The organism is Roseobacter sp. CCS2 (assembly GCF_000169435.1).
GTDB lineage: Bacteria > Pseudomonadota > Alphaproteobacteria > Rhodobacterales > Rhodobacteraceae > Yoonia.
The window spans coordinates 230,531-245,654 of sequence record NZ_AAYB01000003.1 but is presented as its reverse complement, the minus strand read 5'-3'; the positions used below and the strand labels follow the sequence as shown (position 1 = coordinate 245,654).

Sequence of the window (15,124 nt, the reverse complement as noted above, 5' to 3'; positions counted from 1 at the left end):
AAGCCAATGACGGCAATCACCAATACGAGGTCGTTTGTCACCTTTTCAACGCGCGCGATCAGCGGCATAAGAAACGTATGACTACTGATATCCCTCTTCCCGCCCACGCATGGCCCACGCTGGAACCCGGATGGGTTTGGCTGTGTGGTGCCGGTCCGGGTGATCCGGGGCTTTTGACATTGCACGCCGTGAATGCCTTGCGGCAAGCAGATGTCGTGATTTATGACGCGTTGGTGCAGGAGCAGATCCTCAGTTGGGCCCCGCAGGCGGAACACATTTACGCAGGCAAACGCGGTGGCAAACCTTCTGCAAAACAGCGCGACATCTCGCTCCGGCTGGTCGATCTGGCACGGGACGGCAAACGTGTGCTTCGGCTGAAAGGCGGCGATCCTTTTGTTTTCGGACGCGGCGGTGAAGAGGCACAAACACTGGTGCAGCACAACATTCCCATCCGCATCATCCCCGGTATCTCTGCTGGTATTGGCGGGCTTGCCTATGCGGGCATACCCGTGACCCACCGCGATGTGAACCAGTCGGTCACTTTCGTGACAGGCCATGACCAGTCGGGGCACACACCCAGTTCTTTGGATTGGGTCAGTATCTCAAAGGGTAGCCAAGTCATTGTGATTTACATGGGCATGAAACATATCGCCCAGATTGCAAGCCAACTTCTGAAGGCAGGGCGCAGTCCTCATGAACCTGCGGCGGTTGTCACAACCGCCACAACAGACGCGCAACAGGTGCTTGAAACCACTCTTGGCACTATCGTCGCGGATATTGACGCTGCAAACTTTGCCCCGCCCGCGATCATCTGCATTGGGCAATCTGTCCTGATGCGACAAGTGCTGGATTGGCAAGGCATGGCCGCTGGCGACCCGCCCCGCAACCTTGATCCGCTTGGCCGTGGTCGCCCCGCCGAATCCGCCTAGCGCCCGATGCAAAGCCCCCTCTTTCTGCGTCCAACCAAACTTCTGTCAGAGGCCTGCACACGCCTCCACCGGCGATGAGCTTCATTATCGCCGCCCCTGCCTCGGGCAGTGGCAAAACCACTTTGACACTTGGCCTTTTGCGCGCACTCAAAAGACGCGGCGTACCCGTAAGGGCCGCCAAGTCTGGCCCGGATTACATTGATCCTCGCTTTCACGAAGCGGCTTGCGGGCAGACCTGCATGAACCTGGACGCTTGGGCGATGACGCCAGAGCGGATCAGGGCGCTTGGCGCTGGCACCCTGCCCTTAATCATTGAAGGCGCGATGGGTCTTTTCGATGGCGCGCCACCGGACGGCAAAGGGGCGACGGCAGATCTTGCGCGTATCCTGAACCTGCCGGTAATTTTGGTCATTGACGCCGGTAAAATGGCGGGCTCTGTCGCGCCGCTGGTGCAGGGGTTTATGCAACATGACCTCACGGTGCAGATTGCGGGGGTCATCCTGAACAACGTGGGTTCCCCGCGCCATGAAGGCATGTTGCGGCGCGCGCTGGGCGACACACCGATCTTCGGGATGATGCCCCGCACGCGGTCATTGGTGCAACCGTCACGGCATCTGGGGTTGGTGCAGGCGCAAGAACGCCCCGACCTTGAAACCTATCTCAATGCCGCTGCAGATCTGATTGCCGACCAGTGCGATCTACAGCGATTAGAGAGGATGCTGACGCCGCTGCAATCCGGCACGACGCCACCAAAGCGCCATCCACCCGCACAAAACATCGCGATCGCCCAGGATGCGGCCTTTGCCTTTAACTACCCACATCTGCTGCAAGACTGGCAAGACGCCGGGGCGTCCTTGCATTTCTTTTCGCCGCTTGCGAATGAGCCTGCGCCGGATGCTGACCTCATTTACCTGCCAGGTGGCTACCCAGAACTTCATGCCGGGACACTTGCGGCCAACAGTGTCTTCCTGAACAGTTTGCGGGATAGCAAGGCGCACATCTATGGCGAGTGCGGCGGTTACATGACCTTGGGCGAAACGCTGATTGATCAAGACGGTAACGCACATAAAATGGCGGACCTTCTGCCGCTGGATACATCCTTTGCCACGCGCAGGTTGCATCTTGGATACCGTGATCTTACGGCCAGCACCGGCCTTTTGCGTGGTGCATGGAAAGGGCATGAATTCCATTATGCCACAACTTTGCGTGCCAGCGGTACGCCACTCTTTGCAGCCAAGGATGCCGAAGGCACCACCCTGCCCCCGATGGGTTTGATCCAGAACAATGTCAGCGGCAGTTTTGCCCATATTATTGATCAGGGTTAACCAGTCCTTGCACCTTTTCCAGACCGGGCGTACCGATACCACTATGACTTACGTTGATGACACACGGGCGAAACGCAATGTGGCCGTTCTGGTGCTGGCGCAGGCGATCCTTGGCGCACAACTGCCCATGATCTTTGTCATTGGCGGCTTGGCTGGTGGGCAATTGGCATCCAATCCGTGTCTTGCAACGCTTCCCATTTCGTTCATCGTTTTCGGGTCGATGACAACAGCCCCATGGATCAGCCCCCTGATGCAGCGCAACGGACGGCGCTTTGGGTTCTTCCTTGGCGCATTCGCCGGGGCTGTGGGTGCCGCTGTATCCGCCTACGGGCTTTACATCAGTTCCTTTCCGATCCTTTTGGCAGGGTCATATCTGACCGGTATCTATATGTCAGCGCAGGGTTTTTACCGGTTTGCGGCAACGGATACGGCATCCGAGGGCTTTCGCCCCAAGGCGATCTCATACGTCATGGCCGGGGGATTGCTGTCAGCAATCGTGGGTCCGCAACTGAACAAACTGGTGTCAGACGCCTTTGTTATCCCATTTTTGGGGACTTATCTTGCGATCATCGTTCTTAATTTGGTGGGCATGTTCCTATTCCTCTGGCTGGACCTGCCCAAAGGATCAAAGAAAGAACCCCCTGCCGTGGCCGCCCCTGCAGGCCGCACCCGGATGGAACTGCTGCGTGATCCCCGCATCCTTGTCGCGATCATTTGCGCGATGGTGTCATATTCACTGATGAACCTTGTCATGACATCAACGCCCCTGGCTGTCGTGGGGTGCGGGTTTACGACCGATAATGCCAATGACATTGTCTCGGCCCACGTTTTGGCAATGTTCGCGCCATCCTTTTTCACAGGTCACCTGATCGCCCGCTTTGGGGTTGAACGGATCGTGTCGCTCGGCCTTGTTATCCTTGCGCTGGCGGGGGGTGTCGCGCTGTCTGGTGTGGAACTTACGAACTTTTATATTGCTCTGATCCTGTTGGGCCTTGGCTGGAACTTTGGCTTTATAGGTGCGACCACAATGCTGGCAGGGGCTCACCACCCCGAAGAACGTGGTGCTGTGCAGGGCATGAATGATATGATCGTCTTTGGTATGGTTACTGTTGCATCGCTGGCCTCTGGCGGGCTGATGAACTGTTCTGGTGGCACGGCAGTCGAAGGCTGGAACGCCGTCAACATCGCCATGATACCTTTTCTGGTGCTGGCAGGCGGATCACTGATCTGGTTGGTGCGTCAGCCCAAAATGGCGGTCTAGCGCCACCAGCCGCGCAGATTGACATTCATGAAGCGCAGACTGTCACGCGCAGGGTTAACCAGCAAAGCATCCTGCGCCACACGTGCCGGGGCGGCGATAACCGCGCGTAAAATCGGACGGGCATGATACCCTGCAATCAAAGCTGCCGAAGCCGCTTTTGACACCTGCGCACTGGCCGCCCGCGCGCGATACCAACGTGTCAACGCATGTTCTGCAAGCGCCTTTACCGCCGCCTCGGTTCCATCCAGCAATGGCTTGCGCGACTGCGCCTCCAACGCGGGGATCGCCTGAAAGAAATTGGCAATACCTGTCGCATAGGCAAAATCGCGCACCACGCCTTCATCTGCCGGCCCCAGCAGGCGCGCGGCTGTCCACATCAAAGACCCTGAAGTCGCATTGATATAATCATCGAAATGACCACGATCCTCGAACGCGTCTTTGTAGACGTCCCATCGTCGCGCAGCCACAAGGCCATCAAGGCAACGCGCGCCTTCTGCGTCCAAACATCCGGCCAATGCATCCACGACCTCATGCTTGCGCGGCTGTTTGCCTTCGGCGATCTCCTCCAGGGCATCACGCCACCATTGCAGCCGCATTTCGGCAATCATCGCCTCTTGGGTCACCCAAGGGGCGCGGGCCACCTCAACGTTGAAAGCATAAAGCGGGAACAACAGCTGTCGCGCAGGCACGGGTGCTGCCATCGCCACCCGAAACCGCAACGGGTCGGCCTTTTCCACCAGTTCCGCACAAGCAAGTACGCTCATGCTTCGGCCTTTGCCCCATCGCGGATCAGTTTCCAATTGATCGCATCAATCAGCGCATCAAAGGATGCATCGACTATGTTGGCGCTGACCCCCACGGTGGACCAGAGGCGGCCTTTGCCGTCTTCGCTGTCGATGATCACGCGCGTCACAGCCTCGGTGCCGCCATTGGTGATACGCACCTTGAAATCGACCAATTGCATGTCATCAATAATCTCTTGATAGGGCCCGAGGTCCTTTGACAGCGCACGTGACAACGCGTTGACCGGACCCTGGTCGGACCCATCCGGGCCCTGGCTTTCGCTGACGTTCAGCATCTTCTTGCCGTGGACCTTCGTCACCACAACCGCTTCTGAAATCGACACCATCCGGTTGCGCTTATCTTTACGCCGCTCCACCGTCACCCGGTAGCGTTTCACCTCGAAAAACCGCGGCAGCGTGCCCAACTCCTCGCGTGCCAGCAACTCGAAACTCGCCTGAGCGGTATCGTAGGAAAATCCCTGCGCCTCGCGTTCTTTGATCCGTTCGATAATGCGCGGCAACGCCGGATCATCGGCTGCAACGTCAAGCCCTGCATCCAATAGACGCGCGCGCAGGTTCGACTGCCCGGCTTGATTGGACATGGGCACGATCCGGCTGTTGCCCACCGCGGCCGGATCAATGTGTTCATATGTCGTGGGATCTTTGGCAATAGCGCTGGCATGCAGCCCAGATTTATGCGCAAAGGCTGATGCCCCCACGTAGGGGGCTTGCTTGGCGGGCACCCGGTTCAGGATATCGTCCAGCATCCGCGACGCCTTTCGCAGGCCTTTCAGGGCCTTGGGTGATACGCCCGTTTCAAACATACTCGCGTAAGGTTCTTTCAACAGCAGTGTGGGGATCAGCGTTGTCAGGTTGGCATTGCCGCACCGTTCACCCAAGCCATTCAGCGTGCCTTGCACCTGCCGCGCCCCGGCCAGAACCGCCGCCAAGGTATTGGCCACCGCATTTTCAGTATCGTTATGCGTATGGATCGCCAGATGATCGCCGGGGATACCGCTGGCAATCACCGCTGTCACAATCTCGGACACCTCGTGGGGCAGCACACCACCGTTGGTATCACACAGTACAATCCACCGCGCGCCCGCATCATAGGCCGCATGGATCGCCTGCAATGCATAGTCAGGGTTTGCCTTATAGCCATCAAAGAAATGTTCCGCATCAAATAGCCCCTCACGGCCCTGCGCCTTGATATGGGCAAAGCTGGCGGACAAATTTTCAATGTTATCCTCTAGGCTGATCCCCAAGGCGGTGGTCACGTGGAAATCATGCGCCTTGCCCACCAGACAGACCGCAGGCGTACCCGCGTTCATCACCGCCGCCAATACATCGTCATTTTCGGCCGACCGGCCATTGCGCTTGGTCATGCCAAAGGCGGTAAAGGTCGCCTTTGTCTTGGGTGGGTCTGCAAAGAATTCAGTATCTGTTGGGTTTGCGCCGGGCCAACCACCTTCGATGTAATCCAAACCAAGCTTATCCAGAACGGCGGCAATCTGGTGCTTTTCCCCCGCCGAAAACTGGACCCCTTGGGTTTGCGCCCCATCACGCAGTGTCGTGTCAAAGAGGTAGAGGCGTTCTTTGCCCATGTCAGAGCCCCTCCAGCTTGGCCGCGTTAAAATCTGGCCCGGGCGCCCAGGTCGCCTGCCCGCCCACATCGGTGACCTGCACACCGGCAGCGTTCAGGATATCGCGCACTTCATCAGCGCGCGCCCAATCCTTGGCCGCGCGGGCCGCCGCACGATCCGCCAGCAATGCATCAACGCGCGTCGCAATTGCCGGTGCAACACCTGATCCGGCCTCACCGCCATCAAACTGCGGGATCGCGGACCAGTCATTGACCAACCCCAGCATCTGCATGCCATAGGCAAAGCCCGCCAAGGCCACGGGCGTTTTGCCCTTGGCCAACACATGCAAGCGCGCCAGAGCGCCCGACGTGTTCAGATCATTGGCCAGCACGCCGATAAACTCTGCATCCGGCTGCCATTTGCCCTCGGCCTCTAGTGCTGCGATCAACTCAGGCCCAAAGCCGTGCCCTTGCAAAATGCCATACCACTTGCGCAACGTGCCTTCAGCCTCGGCGCGCCGCGTCTCGGTCCAGTCCATCGTCTTGCCATAGTGGGTGCCCAACATCACCAGACGGATGACTTCGCCGGGAACACCCTGATCCAGCAGATCGCGGATCGTAAAGAAATTGCCCAATGACTTGGACATCTTCTTACCTTCGACCTGCAACATCTCATTGTGCACCCAGTAGCGCGCAAATTCGCCTGTGGGGTGGGCGCAGGCTGACTGCGCAATCTCGTTTTCGTGGTGCGGGAATTGCAAATCATTGCCGCCGCCATGAATATCAAAGCTTTCGCCAAGCAATTCCAACGACATGGCCGAACATTCAATATGCCAACCCGGACGACCATAGCCCCAAGGGCTGTTCCACCCCGGCACACCATCGCCAGACGGCTTCCAAAGGACAAAATCCATCGGATTACGCTTGTAGGGGGCCACTTCCACCCGCGCACCGGCGATCATATCGTCGATGGACCGGCCAGACAGCGCGCCATAAGCGTCATAGCTTTCCACCGCAAAAAGCACATGGCCTTCAGCGGCATAAGCATGGCCTTTCTCAATCAGCACCTCAATCATCGCGATCATCTGCGCGATGTGATCGGTTGCGCGCGGTTCGTGCGTTGGGCGCTGCAAGCCAACCGCATCCAGATCATCATGATACCATTGAATCGTTTCCGCCGTAATATCGCCAATCGCCCGGCCCGTTTCAGCGGCCCGCGCATTGATCTTGTCATCCACATCCGTGAAGTTGCGCACGTAGGTGACGTGATCTGGGCCGTACACTTCTTTCAGCAAACGAAACAGCACGTCAAACACAAGCGACGGGCGCAAGTTGCCGATATGCGCGCGGTCATAGACCGTTGGTCCGCAAAGGTACAAACGCACGTTTTTCGGATCAATCGGGATAAAGTCCTCGCGCTTGCGGGTCTTTGTGTTGTTCAGGCGGATGGTGGTCATAGGTGCCTCGCACGTGCGTTACGCCGCGGGCTTACCAAGTTCAGTTTTGATTTGAAACGTGAAAGAGCAACCCGCGACTGATGTCAGCAGATAATAATGCAGCAGGTAATGATGCAGATGCTCTTCATGCGCTATGCGTAGCAGGTGGTCGGCGATACGTCTAGGGCACAGGCGCTAGTATCAGTCTGCAATGCCCCTAGGCGTATTAGTTCTGCTTGAAAACAGGCGGTGTCATATAGCGCATCAGGTCACAATGCGGCTTTACCTCATGGGGTTCGGCTGGCAGATGACGGTGATTTTCGCTAATGTTGATGGCAGACACGGCCATCTAGACCGGAGCATACATTGAACCAAGACTTGTCCTCCTACACGCGAGAGGAACGGCGCAAGATTGCAAGACGGGCAAGGCGCGATATCTTTTCCGAAGTCCGCCTGATCCTTGGCGGTGGATTTGCGGTGTTGATGATCATCATCTTCATGGTCGGCGAGTACACGTTTCTGCCTGTAGCAGAACTGTTGCTGATCAGCCCAACAGCCATCTGGGTCGCTATGAGTTTCACACTCGCCATGATCTGGGCAATCATTCACTACCGTATCATGAAACCCAAGATACAACTGGCCGTAACCCTGGATGGCAAGTTCATCCATGCCTATCAAAAGCGGCGCTAAAACGGATGCATCCCAAAAGCGCTTCACGACGTTCGTTCCGTGTCAAAGACAATACCTGTCAGGCGTCATGCACGATAGCCCGGTTGTTTTTGACGTGTCTGGCAATCAGGTGCTTTTGCAACTTACCTGATGGCATAAAGCGCGCGGGTTCTGGCGTGTAGTCCAAATGCGCGACTTCGGGAAAAAGCGCCATGATTTCTGCACGGGCTGCGGGGCTGACCGACTTTAAGGCTTCAGGGCCGGTAAACAAACTTTCAACCGGTGCACCTTCGGCGTAAATGATCTGGTGCTGGTCGAACAGCAGGTGGAAATAAGTCACCGACGTGCAATTCTTATCGAGGAAAACGCCGGGCATATCCGCCATCTTGATCGCGGGAACAAGGACTTCCCTCTTGCCAAACATACGGTCCGCAATTTTGGAACACACCAACACACGGTGCTGTCGAGAAACGCTTAGATCGCGATCCGGTATCGCGGCACCCAAAGCGCCAGCAATAATCTGCACAGGCCGTAGTTTAGGATCTGCGCGCAATTCATCCAATGCGATCACCCGTTGACCGATCCAGCGGATGGGTTGCGGCCCATGATCGCGCGTCACGACCAGATCGCCGACCGCCAAATCCTCAACCGCGCGCGCGCCTTCGGGGCAGGTGATACGGGCCCCAGCAGTAAGGCATAGGGGCATACTGTCTTCGCGATCTGCGGTCAGATTATACCCTTGGCTGGCCCCATCTGAATAGATCGGCGTCAGAAGCTCAAGCGACTGAATACCCTTCGCTTCAATTGCGTCCTGATCTGCATTATCAGAAAATTCTGGGGCCCAGTAGGTGTTGCCTACCGTATCTTGGAAAACAACTGCCGTGATATTTTCCGTTGTGCCATCAAGATAAGTGATGGTGGCAGAAAAGATCATCGACGCGTCAAAAGTTTGCGTAGGCCCACCATCAATACTGAATTGATCGTTCGATACGTTGTTATCAATGTCGTAAGTGGTCGCCGATCCACCGGCAAAACCATTGCCTGCTGGCGCAAATTCCACCCGGTCACCAAAGAGCGGATCACCCGCAGAGCCGTAGGTGCCCAAGGCGTCATCTACATTGCCGGTCGCAAGTGTCGTGTTCCCTTCTTGGGTGTCCCAGATGGACAAGGATCCGAGGGAAAAAACTGTAAATGACGTCGGCACACCAATACTCCTACTACACGTCGTCTGTTTTCAGACGCCGATTTCTATCATGCGATACCGTGTAACCGCATATCGTTTCAAGCTTTGTTGCTATATATCGTGGCAAGTCTGGCCCGTATTATAGCCCTTTTTAGGTCAAAATGGTGCATTTGGCGTAAAGCACCAACACCATTGCAAAGAGGCATTGGCGCAATCCAACGGGAATTGGGCCGCTGTTTCATGAATGCCAACAGTATCGGTCACCTGAACGTTTAGGGTAACGACCCGTCAGCATTGGCCTAACGCCGTTTGGTTAGAACGCCCTTGAGTGCCCTCCTGTTTATCCAGTGGTTCAAGGCCCTGGACGCCTTGCCAGCACAGGCTTTGTCCGCCATTCTCGTCCTGTGTCACGTAACCTCGTCAATCAAATCTGCGCTGAACGTCCCGGCGCCGTAGCGGCTGATCCGACAACGGAATTGGACAGCTGGAAGGTCGGCGGCAAGATGTTTGCCTGCTTTGGCGACCGCATTGATGGTGTTTGCCTGAAAACCGATAGTGTTGAAACCGCGGCAATGCTGATTGATGCAGGTGCGGCGACCAAAGCCCCCTATTTTCACAAAAGCTGGGTGTTGGTCCCCTTTGACAGCGCCAAAGATGAACTGCGCCACAGGATCGGGGTATCCTATGACATCATCTATCGGGCGCTGCCGAAGAAGATGCGCGATCAGATCGGCGCGGCGTAGCTTACCACCTCAACCTCGATCCCGTCCGCGTCATGAAAGTAAAACCGCCGACCCGGTTCATAATCAGCATGGCTGTGGGGTGTGAAACCGTGCTTTTTCACCTTGGCCTCTACGGCATCAAGGTCATCCACAACAACGCCCAAGTGGTTCAACCCGCCCCGCGTATGATAGCTGGCATCTTGTTTTGGCATGGTTTGCGCAGGATCAGGCCCGGAATAGACAGCGACATAGCTATCGTCACTGCCGACATGCACGGTATGGCCCGCATTCTTGGCGGCCCCTTCCCACCGGATATGCCAGCCGAAAAGATCAACCAGCATATCTGCGGTCTTTTTGGGGTTCGATACTGTGATGTTGACGTGTTCAAGATGTGCCACGGGTCATGTCCTTCTTTTCAGGGATGCAAAAATGCGGGCAATAGGGCCAGGTTTGGTGCTGCGGGCCACATCGTGAAAGCAACCGCAGTCCAGATCATGCCCCCACGCCATCCCGTCGCGTTTCATCGCGGAAAGCGCCTGCGGGTCGGCGCAGTAGCGGGTTGTGCTGTGTTTGGACATGGATTTTCTCCTCTATCAAATTCATCTCGAATCTGTTTTCATTCCTCAAGTTAACTTGAGATCAAGGGCTAATTTACATGTCACAAGGATTAACCATCGGAGAGTTGGCAGACAGGACCGGACTAGCCGTTTCGGCCATTCGGTTTTATGAAACCCATGACATCGTGAAACCCCTGCGTAACAAGGGTGGTCATCGGCGTTACGGGCGTCCGGACATTCGGCGGTTGTCCTTTGTGATGGCAGCGCAAAAGCTGGGGTTCAGCCTGTCAGAAATCGCGCCGCACCTGCGCCGCCTGCCCGATCACAAGGCCCCATCCAAGGCCGATTGGACCCGGATTAGCAAAGCGTTTCGCCAAGATATTGATGCGCGGATCGCGGCACTCGAAGACCTGCGTGATAAGCTGGATGGCTGCATCGGCTGTGGGTGCCTGAGCCTGAAATCATGCGCGCTGTATAATCCAGCGGATGTAAAAAGTGTCGAAGGCCCCGGCCCGCGAAACCTCAAGGCGACAACCACTTGACTTCGTCCTTCATCCGCCGTTCCCCTGCTCTTTATGAAACTTTCGCATCGCATCACACATATCACCGGCGGCGGCTCTGACGGCTGGGACGTTTTTTACAAAGCGCGGCGCATGATCGCTGACGGTGTTCCCGTCACGGAACTGACTATCGGAGAGCATGATATCCGCACCAGCCCCGATATTCTGGGCGCGATGCATGCTGCGGCTGTGGGTGGGCACACAGGCTATGCCATGGTGCCGGGCACCCATGATTTGCGCAAAACCGTTGCGGCACGGATTGCATCGCGTACCGGTGTGCCAACAACGGCCGATAACATCCTGATCACACCCGGCGGACAGGCCGCCCTTTTCGCAGCCCATACCGCTGTTTGCGATCCCGGTGATACGGCGGTTTATATTGATCCCTATTACGCAACCTACCCCGGCACAATCCGTGGCTCAAGTGCCGTGCCAAAAGCGTTGATCACAACACCAGACACCGCGTTTCAACCAACGTGCAAGGCGCTGATTGAAACGACAGCAGGGGCCACATCACTGCTCGTCAATACGCCAAATAACCCGACCGGCGTCGTCTATTCCGCGCAAACCTTGCAAGCGATCTGTGATGCGTGCATCACAAATGACCTTTGGCTAATCTCGGACGAAGTTTACGACACGCAAGTCTGGGACGGCACCCATATCAGCCCGCGCAGCCTGCCCGGCATGGCCGAACGCACACTCGTTGTCGGATCTATGTCGAAAAGCCACGCAATGACCGGCAGCCGGGTAGGCTGGATTTGCGGACCAGAGGGTGCGATTGACCAGCTCATCAACCTTGCCACCCATACGACTTATGGCGTGCCTGGATTTATTCAGGATGCCGCGGATTTTGCGTTGAACCAAGGGGATGCCGTGGAAGAGGCCGTCGCGGCACCGTTCCGTCGCAGACGCATGCTGACAATGCAGGCCCTTGAAGGGCAAAATCTGGTGCGTGCCGTGCCCGCGCAAGGGGCGATGTACGTCATGCTGGATATGCGCGCGACAGGGATGAGCGGCGAAGGTTTTGCCAACGCGCTATTGGACGCAGAGCAGATCGCCGTGATGCCGGGCGAAAGTTTCGGACAAGCTGCCGCCGGACATGTGCGGGTCGCGATGACTATTGCGGACGACAAATATGTCGATGCCCTTTCACGGCTGATAGCCTTTGCCAGCGCCAAGGCCAGTCAGACATCGGACTAAGACGTAAAGGAAACACATATGACAGATATCGCAGCACAGTTTCGTGCCCTTCACGTCAAAGGCGACCCCTTTTTGATGGTAAATGTCTGGGACCGCGGATCGGCCAAGATGATGGCCGCGATGGGGGCCAAAGCGCTGGCAACATCATCTGCGGCACATGCCTTTACAATGGGACGGCCCGATGGTGGCACCGTAACCCGGGATGAGGCGCTGACACATGCCGCTGAAATTGTGTCGGTTGTGTCGGTCCCCGTACAAGGTGATTTTGAAAATGGGTTTGGGGATGATCCCGACACCTGCGCAGAAACAGTGCGTTTGGCGGCTGAGGTCGGGCTTGCGGGCATTTGCATCGAAGACATCGCCTTGCCATCGCCGCAGGCCTATGACTTTGATCTCTCTGTCGAACGCATCCGTGCAGCCGCTGCGACAGCACGCGCCTTGCCACATGATTTTATGCTAACGGCCCGCGCCGATGGCATCATGACCAAAGCCTACGATACCGAAGAAGCGATCCGCCGCTTGCAGGCGTTCGAGGCCGCTGGGGCCGATTGTCTTTATGCCCCGCTACCACCCGATATGGACGCCTTGGCGCGGATCTGTGCAAGTACAACGGCACCGGTAAACGCTTTGGTCGCAGGACCTTACACCACACAAACGCAGGCCGCTTTTGCGGCTGCCGGTGTGGCCCGGCTTTCGGTCGGGGGTGCTTTGGCGCGGATCACGCATCGCGCAATTCATGATGCGGCACAGGCGATGATAGAATCCGGCGATTTTTCCACACTTAAGAATGGCATCAGTGGCGATATTATAGATGACCTGCTGACATAAAAGAGGGGCCTGTCAGTGCGGTGACAGGCCCCAAATAAGCATCCCTTGCATTGATTTTTTGGGGAAGGGACAGTGCGGCGGGATGCTTATATATTCGTCGGTTTAGAACTGGAACGAAACGCGCGCAGCGATTGTACGTGCGTCGATGTCTTCACCGGAACCGTTATAGTCCTCAAACTGGTGCTGTAGCACTTCGCCGCCGACACGAATGGTCGGGCTGACACGGTACTCAAGACCAAGACCGGCGAAACCACCTGTATCGTCGCCGTCAAAGGTGTCGTCATCGGAAGAGGTACGCAGTTGCGCCACACCACCAGTGATGTAAGGCAGGAAATCACCTGCGTCATAGCCCAAGCGCAGCTTGGCACGTGTTACCGTGTCAACGTCGATACCGTCTTGTGAAATCTCGGTGCCATCAAGGTCAAGCTCACCGCCCAGAACCCAAGAACCGAAGTCATAAAGGTAACCGGCGTGTGCGCCATAAGTCAGGTCTTCGCCGTCATCACTCAAAGCATCAGCTTCGACAACGCCATATCCCAACTGCGCACCAGCATAAAAGCCGGTCCAATCACTGCCGACGGCAACTGGTGCTGGCGCAACTACAACTGGCGCAGGTGCTGCGACAGGTTCTGACATACCGCCAGCTGATACCATACCTGCAGCCAAAGCTACGGGTGCGGCCAACATGCTCGTGCGGGCGAATTTTAATGTCGTATTCATTTTTATCTCCGTTAATTCGGGTTGTCGTGTAAGGCATAACTGACAACTCTTTTGAAAGGTTCCATAGGTATCACGCTGGTGTGAATTTCATCGGCGGGAACGAGCGGAGCGCATCGTGAAACGTAGGCTAATCATCGCTTACAATTGATACAATTACATCAAATCGGCGTGATTGTGCACGAATAGGCAGGTTTTAGCGCCCAATTTGGGGAATTTAGCTGGCGGTCTTGAAACCGGGCGCAACGTGCCCACCGGTCATAGGCCGGGGAACGCCGGTGGTTTGTGGGCTTGAAACAGCTAGGCCGCGCGCCACTCTGACAGCCAGAAATGCAAAGGCCTGCGCCTCAATCATGTCACCGTCCAAACCGACGGCTTCAACAGGGGCGACATCGCATGATAGCGCGTCAGCCAAAGCCGACATCAGCGTTGTATTGTGACGCCCGCCGCCTGTAACCAGCAGCCTTTGCGGCATCGTCGGGCAGCGCTGACAGGCAGCCGCCACACTTTGTACAACCGCTTGTGCCAGCGTCGCCAGCGCATCTGCATCGGTTAAATCCTTTACGGCGTGTGACAGGCCCTTAAAAGCATCACGATCAAGCGACTTTGGCACTGGTCGGGCGAAATAAGGGTGGTCCATGAAAGCAGCCAGAATATCGGCATCAGCGCGCCCCTGCGCCGCCAGCACGCCCCCTGCGTCATGGCTCGCCCCCCGCCTTGCGAGCATCAGGTCGTTCATAGGCGCATTTGCGGGCCCGGTATCAAAAGCCAACAATGCAGCAGGATCAGCCGGATCATCGCAAGCCGGGTCAACCCAGGTGATGTTGCCAACCCCGCCAAGATTAAGAAATGCAATAGGCGCATCGGCCTTGATCCATTTCGCAAGGGCAAAATGATAAAACGGCGCCAACGGCGCGCCCTGCCCGCCAGCGGCCACATCAGCAGTGCGAAAATCCCAAGCGACCGGATAACCCAGCATTTCGGCCACCCGATGACCATCGCCGCATTGATGCGTTCCGCGCCCGCCGGGATCATGTGCGAGTGTCTGCCCATGAAATCCAGCGACGTCGATGCCTTCGAACCGCTGCATCACCGCAATATGCGCGGCTTCGACGATATGTGCGGCTTTCGCGATATCCTCATCCTGCCAACGGCCCAAATGCGCTTTCAACGCTTGCTGCTCTTCTTGCGTATAGGCGCGGTAATCTGACGGACCAAAACCGTGAATGATTACACCATCCGTCTGCAAAACTGCCGCATCCACGCCATCAAGCGACGTGCCGGACATCGTTCCCAAAGCTGTCACTACACCTGTCTGCAACATCCGCTTTCCCTAAGGCTTTGTCCTGACTATAGAGTGCAGCAAGATAACG

At 56.6% G+C, this 15,124-nt stretch carries 16 protein-coding genes; 8 read left to right on the top strand and 8 right to left on the bottom strand.

The window, feature by feature from the left end; all coding sequences use genetic code 11:
- The first annotated feature begins 77 nt into the window (after positions 1–77).
- From cobA to RCCS2_RS12415, 3 genes are all read left to right on the top strand, one after another.
- Positions 78–929, top strand: coding sequence for a uroporphyrinogen-III C-methyltransferase (gene cobA / locus RCCS2_RS12425; RefSeq protein WP_008234740.1), 852 nt, complete (start codon positions 78–80; stop codon positions 927–929).
- A 74-nt stretch (positions 930–1,003) separates the two neighbouring features.
- A complete protein-coding gene (locus RCCS2_RS12420) occupies positions 1,004–2,254 on the top strand; it encodes a cobyrinate a,c-diamide synthase (RefSeq protein WP_008234739.1) in 1,251 nt (416 codons plus the stop codon).
- Between the two features lie 43 nt (positions 2,255–2,297).
- Positions 2,298–3,515, top strand: a complete 1,218-nt coding sequence (locus tag RCCS2_RS12415; protein ID WP_008234738.1) for an MFS transporter — start codon at positions 2,298–2,300, stop codon at positions 3,513–3,515.
- Here the strand turns inward: RCCS2_RS12415 and RCCS2_RS12410 are convergent.
- Genes RCCS2_RS12410 through cysS form a run of 3 tightly spaced genes read right to left on the bottom strand, consistent with a single transcriptional unit; the run spans position 3,512 to position 7,336 of the window.
- Entirely contained in the window at positions 3,512–4,279 is a 768-nt protein-coding gene (locus tag RCCS2_RS12410; protein WP_008234737.1) for a squalene/phytoene synthase family protein, read from the bottom strand. The two genes, RCCS2_RS12415 and RCCS2_RS12410, sit on opposite strands and share 4 nt — an antisense overlap.
- The gene (cimA, locus tag RCCS2_RS12405) at positions 4,276–5,901 is read right to left on the bottom strand and encodes a citramalate synthase (RefSeq protein WP_008234736.1); all 1,626 of its coding nucleotides are present in this window, start codon (positions 5,899–5,901) and stop codon (positions 4,276–4,278) included. The genes RCCS2_RS12410 and cimA overlap by 4 nt, the downstream gene beginning before the upstream one ends.
- 1 nt (position 5,902) lies before the next feature.
- A complete protein-coding gene (gene cysS, locus RCCS2_RS12400; protein WP_008234735.1) occupies positions 5,903–7,336 on the bottom strand; it encodes a cysteine--tRNA ligase in 1,434 nt (477 codons plus the stop codon).
- 345 nt (positions 7,337–7,681) lie between these two features.
- Here cysS and RCCS2_RS12395 point away from each other — a divergent pair, with 345 nt between their 5' ends.
- Positions 7,682–8,005, top strand: a complete 324-nt coding sequence (locus RCCS2_RS12395) for a hypothetical protein (protein WP_008234733.1) — start codon at positions 7,682–7,684, stop codon at positions 8,003–8,005.
- Positions 8,006–8,063: 58 nt separating this feature from the next.
- Here the strand turns inward: RCCS2_RS12395 and RCCS2_RS12390 are convergent, their stop codons facing one another.
- Positions 8,064–9,152, bottom strand: a complete 1,089-nt coding sequence (locus tag RCCS2_RS12390) for a Hint domain-containing protein (protein WP_008234718.1) — start codon at positions 9,150–9,152, stop codon at positions 8,064–8,066.
- Between the two features lie 419 nt (positions 9,153–9,571).
- Between RCCS2_RS12390 and RCCS2_RS12385 the strand changes: the two genes are divergently transcribed.
- Positions 9,572–9,910 carry an MmcQ/YjbR family DNA-binding protein gene (locus RCCS2_RS12385; protein ID WP_037294090.1) on the top strand — a complete coding sequence of 113 codons (339 nt, stop codon included), beginning with the start codon at positions 9,572–9,574 and terminating at the stop codon, positions 9,908–9,910.
- Here the strand turns inward: RCCS2_RS12385 and RCCS2_RS12380 are convergent.
- Both RCCS2_RS12380 and RCCS2_RS18410 read right to left on the bottom strand, forming a co-directional pair.
- The gene (locus RCCS2_RS12380; RefSeq protein ID WP_008234712.1) at positions 9,892–10,287 is read right to left on the bottom strand and encodes a VOC family protein; all 396 of its coding nucleotides are present in this window, start codon (positions 10,285–10,287) and stop codon (positions 9,892–9,894) included. The two genes, RCCS2_RS12385 and RCCS2_RS12380, sit on opposite strands and share 19 nt — an antisense overlap.
- 3 nt (positions 10,288–10,290) lie before the next feature.
- Positions 10,291–10,467, bottom strand: coding sequence for a hypothetical protein (locus tag RCCS2_RS18410; RefSeq protein ID WP_008234711.1), 177 nt, complete (start codon positions 10,465–10,467; stop codon positions 10,291–10,293).
- 77 nt (positions 10,468–10,544) lie between these two features.
- Between RCCS2_RS18410 and soxR the strand changes: the two genes are divergently transcribed.
- From soxR to RCCS2_RS12365, 3 genes are read left to right on the top strand one after another with little or no spacing between them, the layout of a single operon-like run.
- A complete protein-coding gene (gene soxR, locus RCCS2_RS12375) occupies positions 10,545–10,988 on the top strand; it encodes a redox-sensitive transcriptional activator SoxR (RefSeq protein WP_008234704.1) in 444 nt (147 codons plus the stop codon).
- Between the two features lie 33 nt (positions 10,989–11,021).
- Entirely contained in the window at positions 11,022–12,206 is a 1,185-nt protein-coding gene (locus RCCS2_RS12370; protein ID WP_008234701.1) for a pyridoxal phosphate-dependent aminotransferase, read from the top strand.
- Between the two features lie 18 nt (positions 12,207–12,224).
- The gene (locus tag RCCS2_RS12365) at positions 12,225–13,034 is read left to right on the top strand and encodes an isocitrate lyase/PEP mutase family protein (protein ID WP_008234699.1); all 810 of its coding nucleotides are present in this window, start codon (positions 12,225–12,227) and stop codon (positions 13,032–13,034) included.
- Between the two features lie 102 nt (positions 13,035–13,136).
- Here the strand turns inward: RCCS2_RS12365 and RCCS2_RS12360 are convergent, their stop codons facing one another.
- Positions 13,137–13,754 (bottom strand): outer membrane protein, encoded by a 618-nt coding sequence (locus RCCS2_RS12360; RefSeq protein WP_008234696.1) that lies wholly within the window; start codon positions 13,752–13,754, stop codon positions 13,137–13,139.
- Positions 13,755–13,968: 214 nt separating this feature from the next.
- Complete coding sequence (locus RCCS2_RS12355; protein WP_008234695.1) at positions 13,969–15,075, bottom strand: anhydro-N-acetylmuramic acid kinase; 1,107 nt, start codon at positions 15,073–15,075, stop codon at positions 13,969–13,971.
- Positions 15,076–15,124 lie beyond the last annotated feature (49 nt).